This is a genomic window from Burkholderia sp. CCA53 (assembly GCF_001685525.1).
In the GTDB taxonomy this organism is placed as follows: Bacteria; Pseudomonadota; Gammaproteobacteria; order Burkholderiales; family Burkholderiaceae; genus Burkholderia; species Burkholderia multivorans.
In genome coordinates this window covers 1,340,982-1,361,909 of sequence record NZ_BDDJ01000002.1, presented here as the reverse complement: position 1 = coordinate 1,361,909, position 20,928 = coordinate 1,340,982, and the positions used below count along the sequence as shown (strand labels likewise).

The 20,928-nt window shown below is 66.3% G+C and carries 18 protein-coding genes; 6 read left to right on the top strand and 12 right to left on the bottom strand.

What is annotated here, in order from left to right; genetic code table 11:
* Positions 1 to 4 precede the first annotated feature (4 nt).
* Complete coding sequence (locus BCR55_RS22400; protein ID WP_006411194.1) at positions 5 to 334, top strand: DUF3579 domain-containing protein; 330 nt, start codon at positions 5 to 7, stop codon at positions 332 to 334.
* A 64-nt stretch (positions 335 to 398) separates the two neighbouring features.
* Here the strand turns inward: BCR55_RS22400 and BCR55_RS31460 are convergent, their stop codons facing one another.
* Positions 399 to 707, bottom strand: coding sequence for a hypothetical protein (locus BCR55_RS31460; protein WP_081068820.1), 309 nt, complete (start codon positions 705 to 707; stop codon positions 399 to 401).
* 392 nt (positions 708 to 1,099) lie between these two features.
* On the opposite strand from BCR55_RS31460, the gene BCR55_RS22395 reads away from it, so the two are divergent.
* Positions 1,100 to 1,954, top strand: coding sequence for an alpha/beta fold hydrolase (locus tag BCR55_RS22395; protein ID WP_006411195.1), 855 nt, complete (start codon positions 1,100 to 1,102; stop codon positions 1,952 to 1,954).
* Between the two features lie 142 nt (positions 1,955 to 2,096).
* Here BCR55_RS22395 and BCR55_RS22390 read toward each other — a convergent pair whose 3' ends face one another.
* Positions 2,097 to 2,537, bottom strand: a complete 441-nt coding sequence (locus BCR55_RS22390) for a PACE efflux transporter (protein ID WP_065495963.1) — start codon at positions 2,535 to 2,537, stop codon at positions 2,097 to 2,099.
* A 99-nt stretch (positions 2,538 to 2,636) separates the two neighbouring features.
* Here BCR55_RS22390 and BCR55_RS22385 point away from each other — a divergent pair, with 99 nt between their 5' ends.
* The gene (locus BCR55_RS22385) at positions 2,637 to 3,527 is read left to right on the top strand and encodes a LysR family transcriptional regulator (RefSeq protein ID WP_065495961.1); all 891 of its coding nucleotides are present in this window, start codon (positions 2,637 to 2,639) and stop codon (positions 3,525 to 3,527) included.
* A gap of 146 nt (positions 3,528 to 3,673) precedes the next feature.
* Positions 3,674 to 4,645 carry an AraC family transcriptional regulator gene (locus BCR55_RS22380; protein WP_223852683.1) on the top strand — a complete coding sequence of 324 codons (972 nt, stop codon included), beginning with the start codon at positions 3,674 to 3,676 and terminating at the stop codon, positions 4,643 to 4,645.
* Here the strand turns inward: BCR55_RS22380 and BCR55_RS22375 are convergent.
* The 8 genes from BCR55_RS22375 to BCR55_RS22340 form a co-directional block, all read right to left on the bottom strand.
* Entirely contained in the window at positions 4,608 to 6,128 is a 1,521-nt protein-coding gene (locus tag BCR55_RS22375) for a hypothetical protein (RefSeq protein WP_065495960.1), read from the bottom strand. The genes BCR55_RS22380 and BCR55_RS22375 overlap by 38 nt on opposite strands.
* A gap of 16 nt (positions 6,129 to 6,144) precedes the next feature.
* Positions 6,145 to 7,434, bottom strand: coding sequence for a hypothetical protein (locus BCR55_RS22370; protein WP_254661857.1), 1,290 nt, complete (start codon positions 7,432 to 7,434; stop codon positions 6,145 to 6,147).
* A gap of 44 nt (positions 7,435 to 7,478) precedes the next feature.
* A complete protein-coding gene (locus BCR55_RS22365; protein ID WP_035947705.1) occupies positions 7,479 to 9,113 on the bottom strand; it encodes an LVIVD repeat-containing protein in 1,635 nt (544 codons plus the stop codon).
* A gap of 46 nt (positions 9,114 to 9,159) precedes the next feature.
* The gene (locus BCR55_RS33570; RefSeq protein WP_244104640.1) at positions 9,160 to 9,363 is read right to left on the bottom strand and encodes a hypothetical protein; all 204 of its coding nucleotides are present in this window, start codon (positions 9,361 to 9,363) and stop codon (positions 9,160 to 9,162) included.
* Between the two features lie 715 nt (positions 9,364 to 10,078).
* On the bottom strand, positions 10,079 to 11,620 hold the full coding sequence (opcM, locus tag BCR55_RS22355; RefSeq protein ID WP_006406839.1) for a multidrug efflux transporter outer membrane subunit OpcM: 1,542 nt from the start codon (positions 11,618 to 11,620) through the stop codon (positions 10,079 to 10,081).
* Between the two features lie 10 nt (positions 11,621 to 11,630).
* On the bottom strand, positions 11,631 to 14,816 hold the full coding sequence (gene ceoB / locus BCR55_RS22350; protein WP_053298173.1) for a multidrug efflux RND transporter permease subunit CeoB: 3,186 nt from the start codon (positions 14,814 to 14,816) through the stop codon (positions 11,631 to 11,633).
* A 45-nt stretch (positions 14,817 to 14,861) separates the two neighbouring features.
* The gene (gene ceoA, locus BCR55_RS22345) at positions 14,862 to 16,079 is read right to left on the bottom strand and encodes a multidrug efflux RND transporter periplasmic adaptor subunit CeoA (protein WP_053298172.1); all 1,218 of its coding nucleotides are present in this window, start codon (positions 16,077 to 16,079) and stop codon (positions 14,862 to 14,864) included.
* A 31-nt stretch (positions 16,080 to 16,110) separates the two neighbouring features.
* Positions 16,111 to 16,971 carry an alpha/beta hydrolase gene (locus BCR55_RS22340; RefSeq protein ID WP_006397264.1) on the bottom strand — a complete coding sequence of 287 codons (861 nt, stop codon included), beginning with the start codon at positions 16,969 to 16,971 and terminating at the stop codon, positions 16,111 to 16,113.
* Positions 16,972 to 17,144: 173 nt separating this feature from the next.
* Here BCR55_RS22340 and ceoR point away from each other — a divergent pair, with 173 nt between their 5' ends.
* Positions 17,145 to 18,149 carry a putative multidrug efflux transcriptional regulator CeoR gene (ceoR, locus tag BCR55_RS22335; protein ID WP_006397265.1) on the top strand — a complete coding sequence of 335 codons (1,005 nt, stop codon included), beginning with the start codon at positions 17,145 to 17,147 and terminating at the stop codon, positions 18,147 to 18,149.
* 438 nt (positions 18,150 to 18,587) lie between these two features.
* On the top strand, positions 18,588 to 18,881 hold the full coding sequence (locus BCR55_RS22330; protein WP_006406837.1) for a DUF4148 domain-containing protein: 294 nt from the start codon (positions 18,588 to 18,590) through the stop codon (positions 18,879 to 18,881).
* Positions 18,882 to 19,099: 218 nt separating this feature from the next.
* Here BCR55_RS22330 and BCR55_RS22325 read toward each other — a convergent pair whose 3' ends face one another.
* Both BCR55_RS22325 and BCR55_RS22320 read right to left on the bottom strand, forming a co-directional pair.
* A complete protein-coding gene (locus BCR55_RS22325) occupies positions 19,100 to 20,173 on the bottom strand; it encodes a purine nucleoside permease (protein WP_006406836.1) in 1,074 nt (357 codons plus the stop codon).
* A gap of 127 nt (positions 20,174 to 20,300) precedes the next feature.
* On the bottom strand, positions 20,301 to 20,891 hold the full coding sequence (locus BCR55_RS22320) for a LysE family translocator (protein ID WP_006406835.1): 591 nt from the start codon (positions 20,889 to 20,891) through the stop codon (positions 20,301 to 20,303).
* Positions 20,892 to 20,928 lie beyond the last annotated feature (37 nt).

Sequence of the window (20,928 nt, the reverse complement as noted above, 5' to 3'; positions counted from 1 at the left end):
CGGCATGGATCGCATCGACATCACCGAACACGGCCGCATCGACGGCTACCTGATCCGCGGCATCACGCACGCGCGGAAAACCTTCCGACCGAGCGACTGGCCCGAGCGCCTCGCGGGCGTCATCACGCTGTTCGTCGGCGAACGGCGGCCCGGTTATCCGGGTGCGCTGTCGCGGCTGGCGATGCCGGTCGTCGACGGCGGCGTCAAATGCCTGTTCGTGTCGGGCGAATTGCGCGCCGTGTGCGTGGATGCGTTCGACTTCGCGATGCAGTTCGCGGCGGATAACGATCTGCCTGTCGAGGTGAAGACGGCGCCGGTGTTGGCGGTGCGGTGATTCATGCGAAACCCGGCATAACGATCGCGGGGGTATTTCATCCGTTATCGGTGCGACTGATCGATCAGGTCACGTAGGTGGCGAGATGAAACAGAATTGCCAACAGGGTCACGACGACGAACGCGATGCACCATTTGCGTAATGACCAACGTCTGTAGGCAATAGCATTGAGCACTGCACACGCGATCGATGGCCATAGAAGAATGAAGAGCATCGTCGCGACCAAGCCACCGTGAGATGCGCAGGACTCGCCGCAACCGACTGCCGGGCGTGACGGCTTGGCCCAGTCCTGGCGGTTGAAAACATAGAACGATGCCCCCGTCACGAGAAGTCCCCATACGAAGCCTAGAAGGGCGCAAGCCATACGCTTCATCTTACTTCCCAAAACAAAATCTGTGGCGGTTCAGCCAGCTCCGATATCGAGTTCTCGTTCTCGCCGGGACGAAGCCCGGACCGTAGGTCTGACTGCCCCCGCGGAAAGCCGCAATCGTAACGCCGCTGCTCGCCTGTATATCTCGATATGACTGGATATCTCGATCCGCACTGTCACCGTCGCGGCCAGGCACCGGGTCGACACCTTCATGGACCGGCTGAACGTCGGCACGCCGATGGCCGTAAGCCGATCGCCTACCCTCTTGTTCCGACAAGGCTTTGCGCCCGATCCATCAATAAAATTGATCGTCACGATGAAAATTATGCGTTTTGCTTGCAGCTCGCCCTGAGGCATAGTTGCGTCGTGTTGACGCACCTTCGAGTCTTTCAGTCATGAACATGCGAATCGAGCCTTCGGTGCTCGCGAATCCGGACCTGCAGTTTGCGACGCTTTCGTCGGGCATCAGCCTGCCGTATGTCGAGCGGGGCAGCGGCGCGCCGATGGTGTTCGTTCATGGTTCGCTCTGCGATTACCGCTACTGGGATCCGCAGCTCGCCGCGCTGTCGGCCCACTATCGCTGCATTGCGCCGAGCCTCAGCCACTACTGGCCGGCCGTCGAAGCGGGCATCCAGGACGAGTTCGGCTGGCAGAACCACGTCGACGAGCTCGCCGAATTCATCGACGCGCTCGATCTCGGCCCCGTGCACCTCGTCGGCCACTCGCGCGGCGGCAGCGTCGCGTTCAACGTCGCGCGCCAGCATCCGCACCTCGTCGAGTCGCTGACGCTCGCCGATCCGGGTGGCCCGCTGCAACGCGACGGCGTGCGAGAAGAGGCGAAGCTGCCGGCGGCCGCCATGGCGCTACGGGCGAAGGCGGTGGAGCTGATCGGCAGCGGCAGCGTCGAGGCGGGCCTCGAAATGTTCGTCGATTCGGTGAGCCTGCCCGGTGCGTGGAAGAAGAGCACGCCGCGCTTCCGCGCGATGGCGATCGACAACGCAAGCACGCTGCCGAAGCAGCTGCGCGATCCGCTGCCCGCGTATTCGGCGAGCACCGCGGGCGATATCGCCTGCCGCACGCTGCTGATCGACGGCCAGCGCAGCCCGAAGATGTTCCGCAACAACGTCGAGGCGCTGTCGCAATGGATCCCCAACGCGCAACGGCAGACCGTCGCCGGCGCGTCGCACGGGATGAACGCGGCAAGCCCGGCCGTGTTCAACCGCTTCGTGCACGAGTTCGTCGCGGCTTAAGCGCGCCGTCGTGTCGGGCGGCTTCGGGGCCGCCTTGCCGTGATCCTCGCCAAGGACGGCGCGGGGACCGCCCGCGTCGCGTCTTCATCATCCGGCGTGCATCGCCGACGCCTCCGTTTCGCCATACACGCAGCGCGCGGCTTCAAGCCGCCGGCTCGCCGTTGCGCGTCACCGCATCCGGCAGGCCGAACACGCAATCGAACGACCAGTTGTACACGAACGTGAAGATCGGGAAGAACACGATCAGCACGGCGTCGAACAGGAACGCCTGGAGCAGCGATACATCGAGCCACCACGCGATCAGCGGAATCAGGAAGGTCACGAGCGCGACCTGGAATCCGACCGCATGCACGACGCGGCGACCGACCGTGCGCGTCGTCGCCGCGCGCCGCCGCTCCCACGCCTCGAACGCAAGGTTGTAGACGAAATTGGCGGTGACGCCCGTCGTCGAGATCATGACGCCGAGCAGACCGCTCGTCTCCACGCTCGCGCCGCTCAACGCGCCGAGCACCGTCGACGCGATCAGGATCCCGAGCGCCTCGAACATCACGACGTAAACTACGCGTCTCTTCCAGCCCTGCATGAATCGCTCCCTTCGAATCGAACAAGGTGGCGAGACTAGCAGCGCGTCCCCCGCCTGCAAAAGTCAGGTCCTTTCAATTTTTCTGACAGGAGGCATTGCATGCTGACCAGCGACCACATTGACATGCTGCTGACCGTCATCGACAAGGGCTCGTTCTCGGCGGCCGCGCGCGCGCTCGGGCGCACGCCGTCGGCGGTCAGCATGGCGATCGCGAATCTCGAGGCCGAGCTGGGCCTCGTGCTGTTCGACCGCGGCACGCGCGAACCGACACCAACGGCCGCAATGGCCGCGCTGCTGCCCGACGCGCGCGCGATTGCCGAGCGGCTGCACGCGCTGCGCGCGCATGCGCAGCATCTGTCGGAAGGCGTCGAGGACACGCTGCGGCTCGGTCTCGCGGCGGAGGTCGACGGCGCGCCCGTCGCACGCGCGCTCGCGGCAGTCTCCGCGACATATCCAGCGCTAGCGGTCAGCATCGTCACGGCGCCGCAGGACGCGATCGTCGATGCACTGCATCGCGGCGCCGTCGATCTGTGCGTCGCGTACGGCGGGCTCGATCTTCATCCGCAGGAACAGATCCACGCGCTGTGGACCGAGACGCTCGTCGCGGTCGCCACGCCGACTCATCCGCTGATCGCCGAAGCCGCGCATCCGGAAGCGATCGAGCAGCTGTCGGGCTTCCGGCAGATCGTGATCGCCGATCCAGACCGGCCGCTGACCGACGTGCGCCCCGTGATCGGCAACCGCACGTGGAAAGTGACCGACATGGCAACCGCGATCGCGCTCGTCAAGGCCGGGCACGGGTGGGCAAACTTGCCGGAATCGGCGATCGGCGCGCATGTCGCCGCGCGCGAACTGGTGCCGCTGCGCTTCGCGAATATCCGCAACGGGCTGCCGCTGCCGGTGTATTTGCGCAGGCCGAAGCATACGGGGCTCGGCAAGGCGGCAGGAGAACTGCTGCGGGCGTTGCAGGGTACCGCCGACCGTCCGTAGCGGTGGCGGCAAAAGCCGCTGCGGCCGCCATTACGGGGCGGTCACGCCGCCCGGCGCGCACACGTCGTCAGGTAAGAATCCAGTAAGCATCGCGGCCTACAGTGGGTTCGCTCGCACGAAGCCGTCGCGGCATCGAATCGCATGTCATGAATCGCTCGCCAGATCGGACGAAAGGAGAACGCGTGATCAGCCGGCCAGCCATGAGGGACGTCTGCGCGCTTGCGCCGAACGGAAGCCGCGTAAGCTGGCATCCGCCGCACAAGTGGAAAAGGCAGCCCGTCGCACCATCGTTCGCCGCGGTATCGATCGAGCACTACATCGCCGGCGCAACGGAAATAGTCGATCTGGAGACGACCGGCCCGATCCTGGCCATGTACCTGCGGGCGCCGGCGACGCTCGAACTGCGAACGACGGATGGCCGGTGGACACGGGCCCGCATCCACGGGCCGCTGGCTTACGTTCCGCCCGGCTTTTCGTTTTCCGGCCGGTGGTCCGATGAAATCGAATGGATCAGCGTCCACTTCGAACCGTCATGGCTGTCGCGGACGGGACTGCAAAGCGACGTGTGGTTTGCCTCGGCAACGCTCCGGATGGACGTAATCGACGACCTGCTCGCGCAAATCGTCCGCAGCCTCCATGAAGATGCCGTCGCGGGGATGCCGCAGGGGCCGACCTACGCGGAGGCGCTCGGATGCGCCGCGCTGCACCGCATGCTGCATCTGGAGTCGCGGCCACAGGCGAAGCAATATGCGCGTGCCGGCATGATGCACAAGGCCGGCGAATACATCAGGGACCATTTCCGCGGCCCCCTGACGCTGACGATGGTGGCCGATGCCGTCGGCTATCCGGGCGATCTCTATTCGTTCATTCGGAGCTTCAGAAAGGCCAACGGACTGACGCCGCACCAGTACATCATCGAGAATCGCCTTCAAGCGGCCCGCCGTCTGATCGAGCGAGGAGAATGCGACGTGACGGAAGCCGCGCTCGACTGTGGCTTCTCGTCGGCCAGCCACTTTTCGGCGACATTTCGCAAGCGATGGGGTGTGTCGCCGTCCGCACTCAAGCCGCGCGCCGCCACCGCTACGCCAGCGGAAGCGAGAGAATCCACAGGCCGGTGATCGTCAATGCGATCGTCAGCACCAGCAGCGGCAACTGGCCGACGGTCGACCTTCCTGCCCGACTGCCGCTCCGGGCGGCAATCGCGTGCGTGAGCATCACGCTCACGACGTGCCCCGCGAGAATCAACAGCACCTGCGCATGCCAGATGTATCCGACGTCGATGAGCGCCTGAGTCGCAGACACTTCATCGGCCGCGGCGACCATCGGCAGTAGATTCCACCCGAGCCCCAGCGGATCGGACACGAGCCGGACGATCTGCCGCCCTTGATCCCAGAACAGCGTGAAGTAATGACAGACGTTATAGAAAAACGCGATCGGCAGCAGTATCAGGCAGAACTGCCGCGAGAAAAACGCCCCGCCCGAAGACGACCGCGTACAGGTCGCGCCCGCGGTGCAGCAGCCGAGGAACACCAGGTAGTACGCGATGCCGATGGTCGCGAACGCCAGCCATTGCCACGTCAGCAGAATTTCCGCTGAAAAGGCGTAGTGCCCGCCAAGCGACGGAAACAGATCGACGACGTGTGGATAGATACTGCGCCAGAAGAACCCGTTCCACGTAGCCGTATCGCGCAACCCGTCGTAAGCGGTAGACGACAGCATGAACGACAGCATCGCGACGATGCTGGTATCCGCCAGCCCGTCGCGCGACATGTCGGCAATCGGGTTTCTCCATTCCACGATCACGTGACCGCGGGCTGCCCGACGCCATTTCAGCGGCGACAGCCTCGCGCATAGCCTGCACAGCACGCCGAACGTATCGCCGTGGGCAAGCCAGCGCTCGCGACCGAAGCAGAACGCACCGATCAGCGCATACAAGACATACACGACGAGGAACAGACCGACGTCGCGCGGCCGTCCCGCCCCGAACAGTTCCAGCGCAATGAGCGCGATGTAGCCGCCCAACGCGGGCCATGAAGCGACGCGTGGCGGATAGCGATAGCGCCCGCGTTCCAGCACGGGCAAACAGCGTGAGGCGGCCCGCAACAGCAGCGCAAGCGGATTGGTGAACGCATAAACGTCGCCCAGTATCGCGCTGACATACAAAGCACCCAGATAGAACCAGATCCAGAAACCCGACATCGCAGGATTCAGGAACGGATTCGCGGTTCCCGCGATGCCGGCAACGACGAGGAGCGCGACGAATACCGCGCTCGCGATTTGTCCTGCGTTCATGAGCGACGCCGGAATTCGCAGCGCTTTCGCCCGGGTTTCCGGTTGCCGTCCCGGCTCGGGGGCGCGCGCACCCGACGCAAACGCGAGGATCATGAAAGACACGATCAGCGTGCCCGTCGCCGCATACGCATACAGCCAAAACGGCACCGGGAGGTAGTACGGGATGTTCCACGCATGCGCGTTCGCTCCGGTTGGCATGCACAGGGCAATCGATGCGAGCGCGGCGCTCAACCGTCCCTTTCCGCACGATGCGGAGCGTCCGACGCGGCCGTGCGCGCGCGCCGATTCATGCGCGATGTCGTCACACATTTCGACGTTTTCCCGATCAGTAGTCGGCAGACGAGACCCACCCCGTCACCTTCCAGCCGATTCCATTGCGCTTCTCCGACACGATCCCGAGGGTGTCGTACGGCGAGTCGAGCAATTTGACGAGTGCAACGGCGCGCAGGTTGCCATCGCTCGAGCGCGGCAGCGCAAATATCAGGAAAGGCAGGATGGGCGACGGTTTCTCGCCCTCGACGATCAACGGCAGCACGGCATCGTTCAGTGACGTGAACACCTGGAACGATGCGCGGTTGCGCGCAGGCGAGGACGAATGCGCCGTAGAACGAGGCAGACCTTCGCCGGCCAGATACGCACCATGATCCCTCAGCCTCCATCCGACGAGCGCGTCGACCAGCGCATTGTCGGGCTTCTGCCCGCGCGCGGCCGAAATCGCGGGCAACCAGCGCTTGTCGACCGGCGACGTCGTGACCCAGTCGCTGAAAAAGCCCGTGTAGAAATCGACGATGTCCTTGTCGACGCCGGGCTGCACCGCCGACGGCAGCGGCACGGGCAGGTCGCGCCGCCCGCGCCATCGTACGGCTTTCCACGCAGGCCCGTCAGGCAGACTGATGCCGTCGAGAAACGACGTATCGGCGATACCGTTCGCGACGAACCAGTCGGATTTGGCGCGCTTCGTTCGTGCGGCGATGAACCCGGGAAGCCGTTGCCGCACCTGATCCCACGGTACGGCCCGCCGCGCCGCTCCATTGATATTCGGATACCTCGTCATCTGAAGATAGGTCGCCTGCGCCATCGACTCCACGTCGGCCGCCCGACGCCAGGTCAGTTCGGCCGCGTGGCTCGACGGCGTGGGTTGATCGAGTGGAGCGGCCATCGCGAGGCCGGCATCGCACATGATTCCGTCGCGGCTCCAGTCCGGAACGGATGGCACACCGCGATGCGCCCACGAATCCTGCCAGCCATGAAGCGCGCGTCCGAATTCGCCCAGCATGAACGCGGCCTTGCCGCCGCCCGCCTTGACGAGCGCCGCGTCGATGGGCGCGAGCGCCGCCGGCCCCCCGGGCGCGACTGCTCTTGCCTGCGCATCGGCCGGCACGGTCCGTGTGCCCGGATAGTGCCGAGCCTGCGCATCGACGGCATCGGGAAGAAAGCGCGACAGGCACGCGTACTGCAGCGGAGACGTCATGTACTCGATCGACCCTGCATCGATGCGCTGATCCGCGAGTGCAATGGCCTCGGCGTCGGGCGGCGCGAAGCCGGCCTGCCGTGCGAGCCACAGCGTGAGGCCAAAGTGCACGTCGGCTTCGAAACCGGCACACCTCAGCGGCATCGCGAGCGCGATCGCGCAAACCAGCCAGCCACCGTGAAAGCGCATCAATTTCCGATCTCCGTTGCCTTCGTGCTTTCCGGGAACGGCCAACTGCCGTTCTCGAACGACAGCACAAGCATGCCGTTGTCCTGGCACGCGGTGGTCAGCAGATGGCGGTCGAAATCGAAATCGAGACGCGACGCGCACCAGTCCGGCCCGCCCGCACGGTACTGGCCGAACATGAGGTGCGCGGAGCCCGCGCCGGGCGACTTCACGGAAGCCGGGTTGTAGTACGCGATCTCCTTCGGCTTCGACGGATCGCGGATGTCGAACACGCGAATGCCGGAGTTGAAGTAACTGCACGCGAGCGCCGTCGCGTTTTGCCGGTTATCGACGCTGCAGTAGTGCGCGCCGTACGTGAACGTGGTCAGGCCTGCGATATCGGGAATGACCTTGCTGCAGTTCGCGATCGCGTGCGTTTCGAGCCGGAGCTCCGACACCAGCCGGGGCGCGGCTTCGTTGGACATGTCGTAGATGTGCCCCATCGGGAATGGCGCCACGCCGGCGTTGCACGCGGCCTTGACGGCCGTTGCGCCCGGGTCCTGGAGCCCGCCGCCCCCGCCCTCGTCGACTTCGATCAGATACGGTTTGCCTGCCACGGCGAACGAGATCGTATGCTGCGCAATGCTCCCGTTCCGCACCGGCACGGTCGCGATGCGGTGCATCTTCGCGTTGGGACGCCGGCTCTGCACTTCGCTGGTGTCGACGACGAAAAAGCCGTTGTCGCCGGTCGCGTTGGCATCGTTCAGCGGCGGCGCGCCCATGCCGACGGCCGCGCCGCCGTTCCCCGACGCAACGAAGTATGCGCGCGTCCCGTCCTGGCTCACCGACAGGCCGTGCGAAAAGCTGCCCATGCCGAGCTCCGGCAGACTGATCGCGGAAATCATCTTCGGCCGGGTCGGCACGGTCAGGTCGATCGCGTAGTAGCTTTTCGTGAAGGCGCCGCCGACGTAATACGTGAGCCCGTCGGGTGAAAATCCGCCTTCGTGACCGAGCGACTTGGTCGTCGGTACGATACCGCCGTCCTCGCCCGTGCCGACGGGCACGCTGGCCAGCAACTGCGGACGCGTGCAATCCGAAGCGATGTCGTACAGGTCGATCTCCGGACCGCCGCCGCCGCCCAGGCCGTTGTCGGCAGCGAGGATCCCGCGGGCGACGTTCACGCGCAGCGATTCCCACGGATCGATCATCGACGTCGAGGTCAGCGAAGTCACCCGCACCGGCTGCGCCGGGTGGGTGATGTCGATCACCGGCACGCCCGGGTTCACGCGCGGCGGCGCATCGGGATTGGCGAACAGCGCGCTGGCGCCCATCGTCGCGTGATAGAAGCAGGTCTGACCTTTCCTGTCGGTATAGGTGGCGGCCGACCACGACGCACCTTCGCCCTGAACCTGGCTGACGCGCTTGAGGTTGCAGCTGAAGCCGCCGAATCCCGCCTGTCGTAACGCGGCGGGAACCTGCCCTTGCAGCGCGGTCTCCGGCGTATCGCCCGGGCTGCAGCTCGGCACACGCGGGACGACATAGTCGGCCACGGACACGCCGGGCGCGGCGGCCGACGTGTCGTCGGCTTCCCCGCCGCAACCGGCCAGCACGAACATGCAGAGCGACAGCGCGAACGCTGTGCGAATCGGTAGTTGCATCGTTGTCTCCTTCGGTGTTGTTTGTCGTGATGAAAATGCGCGACGGTCACGGCGCCGGATAGATTTCGATCACGGCGACTTCGATCGTGTCGCCTGTCCGGCTGTGGAAATGCAGCGAGAAACGCCCGGTGATGCCGATCGGGAGAATGTCCAGCGACTGCGCACCGCCGGACGCGCATGCCGCCAACGCGCCCGGGATTTCGTGCACCATCAGGACGCCGGTTTCCGTGGCATGCACGTCGATATGCACGGGCACGCCTTCGCGTATCGCGATCACCGGCCGCTCCCACGGCGCCCTGCCGCGATCCACGTAGACGGAGAAATGCCGTTGCTCCGGCGGTGCCGGCGATGCGCGCGGCACATGCCTGGCGACGCCGTACGCCAGCAACAGCGCCAATGCGATCGCGATCCATGCCGGCGCGCGCCTGCGCCACGGCCGCGGCCCTTCCTCGATGCTCGTGCTTCGTTCCATCGGCACTTGCGCCACGCGATGTGGCTCCGTCAAACCGCCCGCCCATCGGGTGGATTCGATATCGATGGATGGTAGTGAGCGGTGCCGCGGCGAGATATCGGCTTATTGCGGACTGTCGAGAAATTGCGTACCGAGTAACCCCAGTGGCGGCGACGGACGACGCACGGTGCCGACCTCGTTTCGGCGGATGGGGTGGCCGGAAAAGGTACCGGAGCCCGGCAGGAGGGCTTGCCCGGAAGCGCGCCGAGGACGGCGGGATTCAGCGTGTCGGCCACGCGCGGAACGCGTGGCCGAGCGTATCGCCGCCGCGGTTGGCCGATACGTGGTCGCGCTTGCCGAGCGGACGTACGGCGGAGCGCGAGCGGCATGCATAAAAAAACCCGATCCGCGTCACCAGGGATCGGGTTCTTCCGGCTTTCATCTGCCTTCGTCAATCGAATGTCGGTGTCGGCGATGTGTGGCGACCGCCCCACCACCGGCACCGGCGGCCATCTCACCGCACGGCGACGTCCTGCGTGCCCGTCGCCGCATCGCCGACCGCCGTCGACGCCGGCATATCCCCCCAGCCGCCGCCCAGCGCACGGATCAGGTTCACCGTCGACACCGCCTGCGCACCCGTCAACTGATTCGCCTGCAGCTGCGACTGCAGCACCGAGCGCTCGCTGTCGATCACGTCGAGATACGCGACTTCACCTTCCTGATACTGCGTCCGCGACAGCGTCGCCGCACGGCGCGACGCATTGACGGCCGCATTCTGCGCGCGGATCTGATCGTCGAGCAGCCGCAGATCGGCGAGATTGTCCTCGACCTCGCGGAACGCGACGAGCACCTGCTGCCGATAGTTCGCGACCTGTTCGTCGTACTGCGCGCGCGCCTGCTGCACACCGGCCGCGCGGCGTCCGCCGTCGAACAGCGGCAGCGTCAGCGCGGTGCCCGCGAACGGGCCGAGCAGGAACGTGCGGCTCGACCACAGGAACAGGTTGCCGAGCGTCGACGCTTCATAGCCGAACGATCCGGTGATGTCGAGCTTCGGGAAATACGCGGACTTCGCGAGCCCGATCCGTGCGTTCGCAGCCGCCATCGCACGCTCGGCCGCCGCGACGTCCGGACGGCGTTCGAGCAGCGCGGACGGCAATCCCGGCGGAATCTTCACCGCGACCGGCACGAGCGGCGTTTCCTTGAACGCGAAATCGGCCGGCGCCTTGCCGAGCAGAATGGCGAGCGCATGCTCGGACGCCGCGCGGCGGCGCGCGACGCCGACCGCATCGGCCTGCGCCGACGCAAGCTCGTTCTTCGCACGCGACACGTCGAGCTCGCTGATGTCGCCTTCGTTGAACCGGCGCTGCACGAGCTTCAGCGCCTCCTCGCGCAGTTCCACCGTGCGGCGGTACAAGTCCTGATCCGAATCGAGCTGGCGCAGTTCGAAGTAGTTCTGCGCGACGTCGGCCTGCAGCGCGAGCTGCACCGAACGGAACAGCGCTTCGCTTTGCGCCTGATCGGCGCGCGACGCCTCGACGTTGCGGCTCACGCGGCCGAACAGGTCGGCCTCGTACGACACGGTGCCCTGCGCGCGCCACAGCGTCGCGTTGGTCGGCCCCGTGCCCTGCGGCTGGAACTGCGACGCCGACGAAAGCCCTTCGCGCGTCGGCCCGAAGCCGACGCCGACCTGCGGGAACCACTGCGAGCGCGCGGTGCGCGTCGCGGCGCGCGCCTCCTCGACGCGTGCGGCCGCGGCCTTCAGGTTCTGGTTCGCAGCGAGCGCCTGTTCCTCGAGCGCGTCGAGCACGGGATCGCCGAACACCTTCCACCATTCGCCGCGATGCGCGCCATCGGCGGGCTCGGCCGGCTTCCACGTGCCGGCCTGCTCGCCGGGCGCGAGCGTCGGCGCTTCCTTGAACGCCGCGGGCGTCGTGACGTCCGGGCGCTTGTAGTCGGGGCCCACCGCGCACGCGGCGAGCAGCGTCGCGAGCAGCGTGCTTGCGGCCGCCACCTTCGCGATACGCATCAGGCCGTTTGTGTTGTGCATGTTGTCCATCTTGTTGTCCTCAAGCATCCGGTGCGGGCACGCCGTAACCGGCCGAATCCTTGCCGGCGACGTGAATCTTGCCGCCCGCGAGCGTGCGCAGCACGACGTAGAACACCGGCGTCAGCATCAGCCCGAACAGCGTGACGCCGAGCATCCCGAAGAACACCGCGACGCCCATCGCATGACGCATCTCCGAGCCCGCGCCCGTCGACGTGACGAGCGGCACGACGCCCATGATGAAGGCGATCGACGTCATCAGGATCGGGCGCAGACGCAGCCGGCTCGCCTCGATCGCAGCCTCGAGCGGCGTCTTGCCGTCGTGTTCGAGCTCGCGCGCGAATTCGACGATCAGGATCGCGTTCTTCGCCGACAGCCCCACCAGCACCATCAAGCCGATCTGCGTGAAGATGTTGTTGTCGCCGTGCGTGAGCCATACGCCGGTCAGCGCCGACAGAATGCTCATCGGCACGATCAGGATCACCGCGAGCGGCAGCGTCAGGCTTTCGTACAGCGCGGCGAGCACGAGGAACACGAGCAGCACGCTGATCGGGAACACCCAGATCGCCGAATCGCCGGCCAGGATCTGCTGGTACGTGAGGTCGGTCCACTCGAACCGCACGCCGCGCGGCAGCGTTTCGTGCGCGATGCGCTCGATCGCGGCCTGCGCCTGCCCCGACGAATAGCCGGGCGCCGGGCCGCCGTTGATGTCGGCTGCCGTGTAGCCGTTGTAGCGCACGACCATTTCGGGGCCGAACGTCGGCGTCACGGTCACGAGCGACGACAACGGCACCATCTCGCCGGCAGCATTGCGCGTCTTCAGCTGCAGGATGTCGTCCGCGCGCTGACGGAACGGCGCATCGGCCTGCACGCGCACCTGGTACACGCGTCCGAAGCGGTTGAAGTCGTTCACGTACAGCGAACCCAGATACACCTGCATCGTGTTGAACACGTCCGTCACCGACACGCCGAGCTGCTTCGCCTTCACGCGATCGAGATCGACGTTGAGCTGCGGCACGTTGATCTGGTAGCTCGTAAACAGCGGGCCGAGTTCGGGCGCCTGCTGCGCACGCTTGATGAAGTCGTTGGTCGCATCCGACAGCTTCGCGTAGCCGACCGCACCGCGATCCTCGATCTGCATCTTGAAACCGCCGAGCGTGCCGAGGCCGAGCACCGGCGGCGGCGGGAACACCGCGACGAACGAATCCTTGATGCTTGCGTACTGCTGATTCAGCGCGCCCGCGATAGCACCGGCCGACAGCGCCTTGCCGTGCCGCTCAGAGAACGGCTTCAGCGTGACGAACACGATGCCCGCGCTCGAGCTGTTCGTGAAGCCGTTCACCGACAGCCCCGGGAACGCGACGGCGCTCTCGACGCCCGGCTGCTTCAGCGCGATCGAGCCCATGTCGCGGATCACCTTCTCGGTGCGATCGAGCGACGCACCGTTCGGCAGCTGCGCGAACGCGATCAGGTATTCCTTGTCCTGCGCGGGCACGAAGCCGCCCGGCACGACCTTCGACACGAGCACGGTCGCACCGACCAGCACGAGATACACGCCGAGCATCACGGCCTTGCGCGACAGCACGCCGCGCACGCCGCGGCCGTAGTTCTCCGCGCCGCGATGGAACACCTTGTTGAAGCGTCGGAAGAACCCGCCGAGCACGCGGTTCATCACGCGCGTGAGCCAGTCTTCCTTGTCGCCGTGACCCTTCAGCAGAATCGCGGACAGCGCCGGCGACAGCGTCAGCGAGTTGAACGCCGAGATCACCGTCGAGATCGCGATCGTCATCGCGAACTGCTTGTAGAACTGGCCGGTCAGGCCCGACATGAACGCGAGCGGCACGAACACCGCGACGAGCGTCAGCGCGATTGCGATGATCGGCCCGCTCACTTCCTGCATCGCCTTGTAGGTCGCCTGCCGCGCGCTCATCCCGTTCTCGATGTTGCGCTCGACGTTCTCGACGACGACGATCGCATCGTCGACGACGATCCCGATCGCGAGCACCATCCCGAACAGCGACAGCGCATTGATCGAATAGCCGAAGCCGAGCAGCAGCGAGAACGTACCGACGATCGACACCGGCACCGCGATCAGCGGAATGATCGATGCGCGCCACGTCTGCAGGAACACGATCACGACGATCACGACGAGCGCGATCGCTTCGAGCAGCGTATGCACGACGGCCTTGATCGACGAACGCACGAACTGCGTCGGGTCGTAGACGATCTTGTAGTCGACGCCGGCCGGCATGTCCTGCTTCAGCTCGGCCATCGTCTTGCGCACTTCGTCGGAGATCTGCAGCGAGTTCGCGCCCGGCGACTGGTTGATCGCCATCGCGACGGCCGGCTTGTTGTCGAGCAGCGAGCGCAGCCCGTATTCCGACGCGTCGAGCTCGATGCGCGCGATGTCGCGCAGGTGCGTGACACCGCCGTCCGGCGTCGTCTTCACGACGATGTCGCCGAATTCTTCCTCGGTCTGCAGACGGCCGCGCGCGTTCACCGACAGCTGCAGCGGCGTGCCGGGCAGCGATGGCGACGCGCCGATCACGCCGGCCGCGACCTGCACGTTCTGCTCGCGGATCGCCTGCACGACGTCTTCGGCGGCGAGCCCGCGCTGCGCGACCTTCTGCGGATCGAGCCACACGCGCATCGCGTAGTCGCCCGAGCCCCACAGCTGCACCTGGCCGACGCCCTGGATCCGCGACAGGCGATCCTTCACGTTGATGAGCGCGTAGTTGCGCAGATACGTCATGTCATAGCGGTTGTCCGGCGAGATCAGGTGGACGACCATCGTCAGCGTCGGCGAGCTTTTCACGGTCGTGATGCCGAGCCGCTGCACGTCTTCCGGCAGGCGCGGCAGCGCCTGGTTCACGCGGTTCTGCACGAGCTGCGTGGCCTTGTCCGGATCGGTGCCGAGCTTGAACGTGACGGTGATCGTCATGTTGCCGTCGCTGTTCGCCTGCGACTGCATGTAGAGCATGTCCTCGACGCCGTTGATCTGCTCTTCGAGCGGCGATGCGACCGTCTCGGCGATCACCTTCGGGTTCGCGCCCGGATACTGCGCCTTCACGATCACCGAAGGCGGCACGACTTCCGGATATTCCGAAATCGGCAGCAGGAACATCGCGATCACCCCGCCGAGCAGGATGAGCACCGATAGCACCCCTGCGAAGATCGGCCGGTCGATAAAGAATTTGGATATGTTCATGGGTGACTCTGTCTGGTTGAACGCGGATGCGAAGCGGCGCGCCGCTTACGAATCCGCCTTCGCCGGAGCGGCCGGCTTCGCCGTGCTCGCGATCGGCGCCGACGGTGCGTCGCCGCCCGTCATCGGCACCATGTGCGGCTTCACCTGCTCGCCGGGGCGCACGCGCTGCGTGCCGTTCACGATCACGCGGTCGCCGGCGGCCAGGCCGCTCACGATCACGCGCTGATTGCCGTGCTGCATGCCCGGCTGCACTTCGCGATACGACACGCGGCCCTGCTGATCGACGACGAACACGAACTTCTTGTCCTGATCGGTGTTGATCGCCGCATCGTCGACGAGCAGCGCGGCATGCGGCGCGCTGCCGCCGACCTTCACGCGTGCATACAGGCCGGGGACGAGCGTGCCGTCGGCGTTGTCGAAACGCGCGCGCACGCGGATCGTGCCGGACGACGTATCGAGCCGGTTGTCGACCGAATCGATCTCGCCGCTGCGCGAATAGCCGGTCTCGTTGGCGAGGCCGAGTTCGACCGGCACCTTGCGGCCGTTGCGCGCGCCGTTGATGTATTGCAGATAGGTCTGCTCGTCCGCGTCGAACGACGCGTAGATCGGCGACACCGACACGAGCGTCGTGAGCGGCGGCGCCGATGCACCGGCCGACACGACGTTGCCGAGCGTGATCTCCGCGCGCGACACGCGGCCCGACACGGGCGCGGTGATCCGCGTATAGCCGAGATTGATGCGCGCGGTCTCGAGCGCGGCTTCGGCCGCCTTGAGGTTCGCGGCCGCTTCGCGCGCGGCGTTCTGCTTCTCGTCGTAGTCGCGCTTGGCGATCGCGTTGTCGCCGATCAGCCGCTGCGCGCGCTGCCAGTCGCTCTGCGCGTAGCCGTTGCGTGCCTGCGCGGCCGCGAGCTGTGCGGCGGCGCGGTCGACTTCGGCCTGGTACGGGCGCGGATCGATCACGAACAGCACGTCGCCCTTCTTCACGAGCGCGCCGTCCTTGAAGTTCACCGCGACGATCGTGCCCGATACCTGCGGGCGCACGTCGACCTTCTCGACCGCCTCGAGGCGGCCCGAATAGCTTTGCCAGTCGGTCACGGTCTGCGGAACGACCGTCGCGACGTCGACTTCCGTCAGCGGGGCGGCGGCCTTCTCGGGTGCGTTCGCGTTCACGCGCATCGCGCCGAACGTCCCGAGGCCGACGACGGCGATCGTCGCGACCGCAGCGGTCGCGATGCGGGAGCGGGAGGTGCGTAGGATGGCCATGTAGATCTCCGGTAAGCGTGGATTGGATTGGTTATTCGTTGCGATTCGGCTGGCGCGCCTGGAAGCGGCACTGGAAGAAGCGCACGGCTTCGTCGAAGGCGGCTTCGTGCGTGGCGAGCGCGGCATGCGTGACGTCCGGATAGCGGATCACCTGCGTCAGCACGCCCGACGAAATCAGGCAGCCCGCGTATTTCTCCGCCTCGACGTGCAGCACGTCGTTCTGTGCGGTGACGATCAGCGTCGGCGGCAGCCCCGAGAGGCGCACCGACTCGAGCGGCGCCGCATACGGATGCATGCGTTGCGACGCCTGCGGCAGATAGGCGCGATAACAGGCCGCGCATTCGCGTGCGGTGATGTCCGACGCGAGACGTTCGGCATCGCCGATGCGCGTCATGCTCGGGTCGAGCATCGGCCCGAACAGCGCCTGCGCGACGATCGGCACTTCGCCGCGATCGCGCGCGATGAACGCGAGACAGTTCGCGAGCTGTCCGCCCGCGTCGTGTCCCGCGACGCCGATCTTCTTCGGATTGCCGCCGAACGCGCGAGCGCGCGTCGCGGCCCAGACGGCCGCGCGATACGCGTCTTCCGGCGCGGCCGGAAACGGAAACGCGGGCGCGAGCGAATAGTCGACCGACACTACGAGCGCCGGTAAGCGTTCTGCTAAAAAGCGCGCGGCGAAATCCGCGTCGTCGAGCGTGCCGCGCACGAAACCGCCGCCGTGGAAATAAAGCACTACTGGCAACCCGGTCTTGTCGGGGCGGCGATAGAGGCGCAGCGCGATGTCCTGCGCGTAGCCCGGAATTTCCAGCTCCGTGACCGCCAGTGCCGCGCCGGCTCTGGCTTCGGCGGGCAGTGCGGATTTCAGGAATTTGCTGAATTCGGAAGCGTCCATGACGATGCATCGTCCATTTCGAGATGGATCGAATTCTGGGTCCGGCAGACATCCGGATAAATGCCTATAATCCGGCAACACAATTCAACGCCCCCGAACAATCCAGGCTGCGTCTGCCCACGAGGCAGCGCAGCCTCGTTCGTTCCGGGGCTCATTAGATTGCGGAGGTAGTGATGGACCGGCTTCAGGCCATGCAGGTGTTTACTCGCGTCGTCGACACGAGCAGCTTCACGAAGGCAGCGGAGACGCTCGGCCTGCCGCGCGCGTCCGTCACGACGATCATCCAGAATCTCGAAGCGTTCCTCGGCGTGCGGCTGATGCACCGGACCACGCGCCGGCTGTCGCTGACGCCCGACGGCGCCGCCTACTACGAACGCTGCGTGCGCATCCTCGCGGACGTCGAGGAAACCGAGGCGAGCTTCCAGAACAACAACCGGAAGCCGCACGGCAAGTTGCGTGTCGACATGCCCGGCTCGATCGGGCGGCTACTCGTGATTCCTTCGCTCTGCGAATTCCATACGCGCTATCCGGACATCGATCTGCAGCTCGGCCTGTCCGATCGTCCGGTCGATCTGCTGCAGGAAGGCGTCGACTGCGTGATCCGCGTCGGCGCGCTGCAGGACTCGTCGCTCGTCGCGCGCCGCGTCGGGCTGTTCGAGGGCGTGTCGGTCGCCGCGCCGGCCTATCTCGAGAAGTACGGCGAGCCGCAGACGATCGAAGACCTGAGCCAGCACAAGGCCGTCAATTATTTTTCGAGCCGCACGGGCCGCACGATCGACTGGTCGTTCCTGATCGACGGCAAGGAAGTCGAGGTCAAGATGAACGGGATCGTGTCGGTGAACGACGCCGACGCGTACGTGACCTGCGGGCTCGAAGGCTTCGGGCTGATCCAGCCGCCGCTCTTCATGGTGCTGCCGCATCTGCGCGAAGGCCGCCTGAAGGAAGTGCTGCCGGGCTTCAAGCCGCTGCCGATGCCGATCTCGGTCGTGTATCCGCACAGCCGCCATCTCTCGCCGAAGGTGCGCGTGTTCGTCGACTGGGTCGCCGAAGTGTTCGACCGCTGTCCGCTGCTGAGCGGCAAGGGCAGCCTCGACGCGACATGCAGCAAGCGCACGTTCGAGGAAGCCGAGCGCGCACCGGTGCTCGACACGCCCGTCATCAACGAATGGGTCGCATGATCGTCTGACGCGCACGCGCGCGTATCGCGGTGCACGGGCGGACGGCCCGGGCATCGTCCCGCCTTCCTCTCTGCATTTCCTTCTGCGTGTCGCGATCGCGCAATGCGCGCGATCGTTTCCCGATCCGCATCGCACCTTTGCGCGACGCGCGTGAATCGCGCGCACATCGTCGGACGAATCGCACGACATCGGTGCCAGGCCCGCGCGCATGCGGTTCGGCGCGATCGTCGGCGAACGGCGAATACCCCTGCCGACAATGCGGATCGCGATTGTTCCTCTCTGACGACAATTCAATTCGCGTCCGTCGCATTTATCGCGGCGCACGACGCTCCTAGAGTAAACCCTGTCGCGCACAGCGTTGCGCATCGAACAGATCCCGCTTCGGCGGGACCGGGCGCGCCCGAGCGCCGCCCGTATCGATAGAACAGGAGTTTCGCCATGAATCGCCGCCATCTTCTTTCCGCCGTCGCCGTCGCACTCGCCGTATCGGCACCGGCATTCGCCGATACCGATGCGCCGCACGTCGGCGACTACGGCAACACGTCGTCGTACACGCAGCACAACGGCCCGCGCACGCGCGCGGAAGTCCGCGCGGAAGTCGAACAGGCACGCCGCGACGGCACGCTCGCCTATCTGCGCAAGGCCACCTCGTATCCGCAGGGCATCGAACTCGCGCAGGGCCCGTATCGCCCGACGCCGGAAGGCAACCAGCTCGCCGGCGCGGGCCGGTAAACGCACGACGCCGCGCAGCGGGTACGCCCCGCGCGCGGCGCCGTCGATCCATCGCCGATCAATCCGTGAATTGCAGGAGCAGATGATGAACGACCAACTTCCCTCGCCGCTCGATCATTGGGACGACAGCACGCCGGTATGGACGCCGTTCCGTTCGGGTTCGCCATCGCGTTGACCCGACCGTCGCGGTCGTACGCCTTACCGGCGCGCGTGCCGCGTCAGCGGTGCGGCACGCCGTTGCGCCATTCGCTCCAGTGCGACACGATGTCCTGCACGAGCGGGTTGCCCGCGCGGTACAGGTTCTCGGTCGCGGGCGCGAAGCCGCCCTGGTCCGCGTAGTTCAACAGGTTGTCCGCGCTCGTCTGGCCGTCGTACGGACGGTCGAAGTCCGAGCCCGTACGCAGCACCGCGACGCGCGACAGATCGACACGCTTGACGCTCGCCGCGCGCTTGAGCGCTTCGAACGTCGCGTTGTCTTCCTGCGCGGTCATGCAGTAAGTGCCCTTGCCGTCGGTCAGGATCTTCGTCCATTGACGCGCGCGCTCGCCGAGCAGCGTGCCGGAGAACCACGTGTTGCCCGACGACGTGTCGCAGCGGATCACGCTCGGCGGCCGGTTCGCCGGCGCATACGAGAATTTCGCGCGCGCGGCCTGCGCCTGCGCGCTATCGGCGAGCACGACGTTGCGCGACAGTGCGTAGGCGGCATCCGCGAGCTGCGGATTGAGCTGGAACACTTCGGTGCGATAGTCGAGCGGCGGCTTGTCGTTCGGACTCTTCGTGTTGATGCCGAGATAGCCCGTGTTCCAGCCGGCCGGAATCTCGCGCGCGTCGAGCTCCCATTGCAGGCTGAAATCGACGAGGTACTTCGCCCATGCGGCGGAGCCGACCGTGCCTTGCGCCGGATCGACGCCCGCGATGCCCGAGATCAGGAAATACGTGCGCCGCAGGTCGAAGCGCTGCGAGAACGTCAGCGCCATGATCGACGCGGCGGCGTTCGCGTAGCCCATGCCGGTCGTGATCACGCAGACGTCCTGACGGTTGCAGTGCACGGCCGGATAGTCGGGCGACAGGCCCGGCACCGCGACGTCGCGCCACGGGCCGAGCCGGTCGAGCCAGGCCTGGCCTTCCGGCCCGAACATCGTGACGATCATGACCTTCACCGGGCGGCCCTGTGCACCGGTTTCGGCAAAGTCGTTGCCCGCGTTGCCCGGGTTGTCCTGTGCGATCGACGGCGCGGTCGCGCAGGCCGCGAGCGAGAAGGCGGCGGCGGAAAGAATCGAGCGAGTCAGCATCGGCGTTCCTTGTGTCGGGAATGTGAAATGAGAACGGCTGTCGGAGACTGCGCGACCGAGTATAGAACGCGCATCGACCGCGCGTCAGCGGACTACGAAACGCGGGTGCGATGCCGCGCGTGCGGCATTAGAGCCGCGCGAGGCCCGCTACGCCGTAACCGAGCACGACGAGCGCCGCGACGACATGGCTCGCGGCCAGCAGCGCGGGCGATTTGACGAGTCGACCGATCGCACTGCCGCCGAACGCGAACACGAGCTGGCCGGCGAGACTGCCGGCGAACACGCAGGCGGCGCCGAGCAGCCAGTGGCGGTGCGAGGCGGCAGCGGCCGTCGCATAGCCGTAGAACAGCAGGATCGTCAGCGGATTCGCGAGCGTCATCAGAAACATCGACGTGAACGGACGCGCGCCGGGCGGCGGCGCCGCGCCGTCGAGCGTGCGGCGACGATCGCGCAGCGCCTGCCACAGCATCCGCGCGCCCATCGCGAGCAGCACGAGCGCGCCGACCACACGGAACAGCGACAGATGCGACGCGAGCGTGCTCGCGAGCATCGCGCCGATCGTGAACGCGACGACCGCATAGCAGCCGTCCGCCGTCGCGACGCCGACGGCCGCGCGCACGCCGCTCGCGGTGCCGGCGCGCATTCCGTAGTTCGCGATCATCAGCGCAACGGGCCCGACCGACAGCGCGATCATCAGCCCGAACAGGAAGTCGTTCATCGGTCGTCGAAGTAATCGAAGCGCCGTCGGCCTTCGA